Source organism: Rhizobium sp. UFLA01-1127 (genome assembly GCF_059803845.1).
This window is the reverse complement of sequence record NZ_JAUQTZ010000242.1, coordinates 1-4,127: the sequence shown is the minus strand read 5'-3', so window position 1 is coordinate 4,127 and position 4,127 is coordinate 1. Positions and strand designations below refer to the sequence as shown.

Below are 4,127 nucleotides of genomic sequence, written 5' to 3'. Positions count from 1 at the left end.
GCGACGAAGCCCGCCCGCTGATCGATACGATGCGCAACCTTGGCGACCAGACCCGCAAGGAGGCGCTCGAAGGAACCTCTCAAGGGGACCAGGAGCACCTGTACGCATTGCTTACCCTTATGAAATCGAACCTGCTTAGCGCCTGCCGTTCGAAGGCAGTCGACAAAGAGACACAACATGGCTGATGCATCCTCTCCGCTTCGCATGCCTGCGAACGTAAATTCCTCCGAAGAAAATCAAGCACACGTCGCCGAAGCGCCATCCTCGACTCCGGCGCAGCAGTCCCCGCCGATTGCCGCAGCGAGGCCTGCCGCCCCTCCGGAAACGCCGCGCAGGCGCCGGAAGCTGACGCGGCCGGTCCTTTTTGCGCTGCTTCCGGTCGCACTCGTCATCGGCGGCTACTATTACGTCACCGGCGGGCAGATCATGTCCACGGACAATGCCTATATCCAGGCCGACATGGTCGGTGTCTCGACGGATGTCTCCGGCACTGTAATCTCGGTCGACGTGCACGAAAACGAGGCGGTGAAGAAGGGGCAGGTACTCTTCCGCCTGAAACCGGATTCATTCCGGATCGCGCTCGACGGCGCGAAAGCACAGCTCGGCAATGCGAGGAATCAGATCCTGAACTTGCAGGCGAGCTACAAGCAGGCTCTGGCCGAAATCGCCCAGGCGCAGGCCGACATCCCGTATTACCAGACGGAATTCGAGCGCCAGCAGAACCTGATCAGCAGCTCCGTCGCCTCCAAGGCGGCCTTCGACCAGGCAAAGCACAATCTCGAAGCAGCACAGCAGAAGGTTTCGGTCGCGCAGGCGCAGGCGGCGGCGACTCTCGCCCAATTGGGCGGCGACGGCGCCGCCGATCTGCCGGCCGAGCAGAATCCGCTCTATCTGCAGGCCAAGGCTGCGGTCGACAATGCACAGCGCGAGCTTGACGATACGGTCGTGAAGGCGCCCTTCGACGGCATCACCGCCAACGTCCCCTCGCTGCAGGTCGGCGCCTATCTGACCGCTTCCCAGCCGGGCTTTTCGCTGGTTTCCACCACGCATATGTGGATCAATGCCAGCCCGAAGGAAACCGAGCTTACCTATGTGCGGCCCGGTCAGAAGGTCGATATCTCGGTCGATGCCTATCCCGGCGTGACATGGAAGGGCACGGTCGCCAGCATCGCGCCGGCATCCGGCTCGAGCTTCTCGCTCCTGCCGGCGCAGAACACGACCGGCAACTGGGTGAAGGTGGTGCAGCGTATCCCGATGATCATCAATATCGACAGCATGGCAGGCAAGCCGCCATTGCGCGTCGGGATGAGCGTCGTCGCCGATGTCGACACCGGCCATGCCCGCGGCCTGCCTGATTTCGTCACCAGCCTGCTGGGCCATTCCCGCGGTCAGGATCATGAGTAACGCCGCCACTGCTTCTCCCGCGGCACCTGTCGCCAATCGCGGCGCGATCACCGCCTGCGTCATCCTGTCGGTGATCATGCAGGCGCTGGACACCACTATCGCCAACGTCGCCCTGCCGCATATTCAGGGCGACGTTTCGGCCAGTGCCGACCAGATCAACTGGGTACTGACGTCCTACATCGTCGCTGCCGCCATCATGACGCCGCCCTCGGGCTTCCTCTCGGCGAAGTTCGGCCGCAAGCGCGTGCTGCTGGTGGCGATCGCCGGTTTCGTCGTCGCCTCCGTTCTCTGCGGCCTGTCGGAATCGCTGGTGCAGATCGTTGGCTTTCGCTTGTTACAAGGCCTGTTCGGCGCATCGCTCGTGCCGCTGTCTCAGGGTATTCTTCTCGATATCTACAATGTAGAGGAGCGCGGCCGCGCCATGGCGCTGTTCGGCGTTTCGGTCATGGTCGGCCCGGTGCTCGGGCCGGTCATCGGCGGCTGGCTGACCGACAATATCAGCTGGCGCTGGGTGTTCTACATCAACGTACCGATCGGCGCGCTCGCCTTTTTCGGCATCGTCGTCTACGTGACCGAGACGAAACTCGACGCGCTTGCCAAGCTCGACTGGTTCGGCTTCGGCATGCTTTCGATCGCGATCGCCGGCCTGCAGCTGTTCCTCGACCGCGGCGAGCAGCTCGACTGGTTCTATTCGAGCGAAATCATCATCGAGGCGCTCGTCTGTGTCAGCGCCTTCTATCTTTTCCTCGTACACATGTTCACGGCCGAGCGAAGTTTCGTCAATCCGCGGCTCTTCATGGACCAGAACTTTGCCGTCAGCATCCTATTCATCTTCATCGTCGGCGTGACCTATCTGGCTTCGCTGGCGCTGATGACGCCCTATCTGCAGACGCTGATGGGCTATCCGGTCGTGACCGCCGGCATCGTCATGGGGCCGCGCGGCCTCGGCACCATGTTCTGCATGTTCCTGGTGGGGCGCCTGATCGGCAAGGTGGATACACGCTGGCTGCTGTTCATCGGTCTCGCGCTGACCGCCTGGGCCATGTACGACATGACGGGCTGGACGCCGGACGTCTCGCAATGGACGCTGATATCCGTCGGCTTCGTGCAGGGCGCGGGCCTCGGCTTCCTCTTCGTGCCGCTGACGACCATCGCCTTTGCGACGCTGCCGGCGCAGATGCGCGGCGAGGGGACCGGTCTCTACAACCTCTCGCGCAACATCGGCTCCAGCGTCGGCATCTCGGTCGTTTCCATGCTGATCACCGAGAACACGCAGGTCAACCATGCCAATATCGCTGCTTATGTAACGCCATTCAACCGCTATTTCGACGCGACGGCGGCGCACGGCTTGAGCCCTCTGACGGCGGTCGGTCGAGCCACGCTCGACGGCATGATCACGACGCAGGCGACCGTCATCGCCTATATGGACGACTTCAAGCTGCTGATGCTGATGTCGATCTTCGCAATGCCACTGCTGGTCCTCCTGCGCAAGCCGAAGGCGCCTCCGGCTGTCGACCACAGCGTTGCAATGGAATAGCCATGCAGTTTTCCAGTTTCACTGCGTGGCTCAGTGGCTGCAGGGCACCACCTCTGCAGCCACTTTTGTTTGCTCATGGGAAACGACGACTAACGAAACGCGAGCCTGCTGCGCCGAAACGCCAGAGCGGATCGATGTTTTTGGTGATTCCGATGCGCTTGCCGGAGACGACCGGCACCGGTTCGGCGAGAAATAGCGAAAATGGCGCCGCATCCAACGGGCGACCGTCGAGGCTTATATCGACGGCCAGTGCCTGCGAAAGCTTTCCCGGCCCGTTGCATAGCGAAACGATATCGGCAAGACCACGCCGCCGGATCATGTCTTCGATGCCGCTTTCCGGCTCGATCGCCCGTATGAGCGCCGCGCTTGCTTTGCTGCAAACGAAATTCAGGCACCAGTGAATGCCGTAGGAGCGGTAGATATAAACGTGTCCTGCTGGCCCGAACATCGCCGCATTGCGCGTTGTCGGCCCGCGATATGCGTGTGAAGCCTCGTCATCGGGCCGATAGGCCTCCGTCTCGACAATGCGACCGCCTATGCCCGCTACCGTGAAACGCGCCCCGATCAGATCGGACGCAACAGCAACGGCATCGCGGCTGAAAAAGGCGGTGAGGGCAGGGCCGGAGAGGGGCTTGGAGCCGAGAGACAGGGAGTGATCGTCAGAAGTCATGGCGCGGAAACTATCCAGTAAAGCCGAAGTCATCAACACGACGCCGAAAAATCGCGCGCTTGGCGCCCGGTGCGCTGATAGTTGACGGAAACCAACCGTGATTTATGAACAGCTTGCTTCAGTCAGATTTGCTCCCTTGACCTGGCAAAGGTGGCGGGCAGTTTCCAGCGGCCGGGCCGCCATTTCCGCGCTATGACGAAACGAATCTCACATACTGCCCCGCATGCGATCGATATCCCTCAATCATCATTCCATCGGATGTCCAGAATGCGTGAAAGCCCGGCGGAACAAGTTGACGCGGCGGTCAAAGCTGCTAAAAAGCCAGCCGTCGAGTGATTGGATCAAAAATCGGTTGCGACAACCGGTTCCGAAAAATCAAAGAATATAGATTTTTCAGCCTTTTCAATTACTTGGAAGAGTGTCCGAGTGGTTTAAGGAACCGGTCTTGAAAACCGGCGTGCGGGAAACCGTACCGTGGGTTCGAATCCCACCTCTTCCGCCACAACCCTATGATAG

General features: G+C 60.8%; 3 protein-coding genes, 1 tRNA gene and 1 pseudogene. 4 read left to right on the top strand and 1 reads right to left on the bottom strand.

All coding sequences use genetic code 11. The annotated features are described in order from the left end of the window. The 3 genes and pseudogenes from Q4Q11_RS31020 to Q4Q11_RS31010 all read left to right on the top strand — a co-directional run. Window positions 1-185, top strand: a pseudogene (locus Q4Q11_RS31020) (MarR family winged helix-turn-helix transcriptional regulator); the annotation flags it as partial. After that, window positions 178-1,404, top strand: coding sequence for an HlyD family secretion protein (locus Q4Q11_RS31015; protein ID WP_498571883.1), 1,227 nt, complete (start codon window positions 178-180; stop codon window positions 1,402-1,404). The pseudogene Q4Q11_RS31020 and the gene Q4Q11_RS31015, both read left to right, overlap by 8 nt. Next, window positions 1,397-2,941, top strand: coding sequence for a DHA2 family efflux MFS transporter permease subunit (locus Q4Q11_RS31010; RefSeq protein WP_498571882.1), 1,545 nt, complete (start codon window positions 1,397-1,399; stop codon window positions 2,939-2,941). Before Q4Q11_RS31015 ends, Q4Q11_RS31010 begins: the two co-directional genes overlap by 8 nt. Window positions 2,942-3,014: 73 nt before the next feature. Here the strand turns inward: Q4Q11_RS31010 and Q4Q11_RS31005 are convergent, their stop codons facing one another. Beyond that, on the bottom strand, window positions 3,015-3,611 hold the full coding sequence (locus Q4Q11_RS31005; RefSeq protein WP_112507059.1) for a DNA-3-methyladenine glycosylase: 597 nt from the start codon (window positions 3,609-3,611) through the stop codon (window positions 3,015-3,017). 412 nt (window positions 3,612-4,023) lie between these two features. On the opposite strand from Q4Q11_RS31005, the gene Q4Q11_RS31000 reads away from it, so the two are divergent. Then, a tRNA-Ser gene (locus tag Q4Q11_RS31000) sits at window positions 4,024-4,113 on the top strand. Window positions 4,114-4,127 lie beyond the last annotated feature (14 nt).

What these genes read in the sequence shown, in the direction of transcription:
- Q4Q11_RS31015 (WP_498571883.1), top strand. Translation starts at nt 178, where the DNA reads ATGGCTGATGCATCCTCTCCGCTTCGCATGCCTGCGAACGTAAATTCC.
- Q4Q11_RS31010 (WP_498571882.1), top strand. Translation starts at nt 1,397, where the DNA reads ATGAGTAACGCCGCCACTGCTTCTCCCGCGGCACCTGTCGCCAATCGC.
- Q4Q11_RS31005 (WP_112507059.1), bottom strand. Translation starts at nt 3,611, where the DNA reads ATGACTTCTGACGATCACTCCCTGTCTCTCGGCTCCAAGCCCCTCTCC.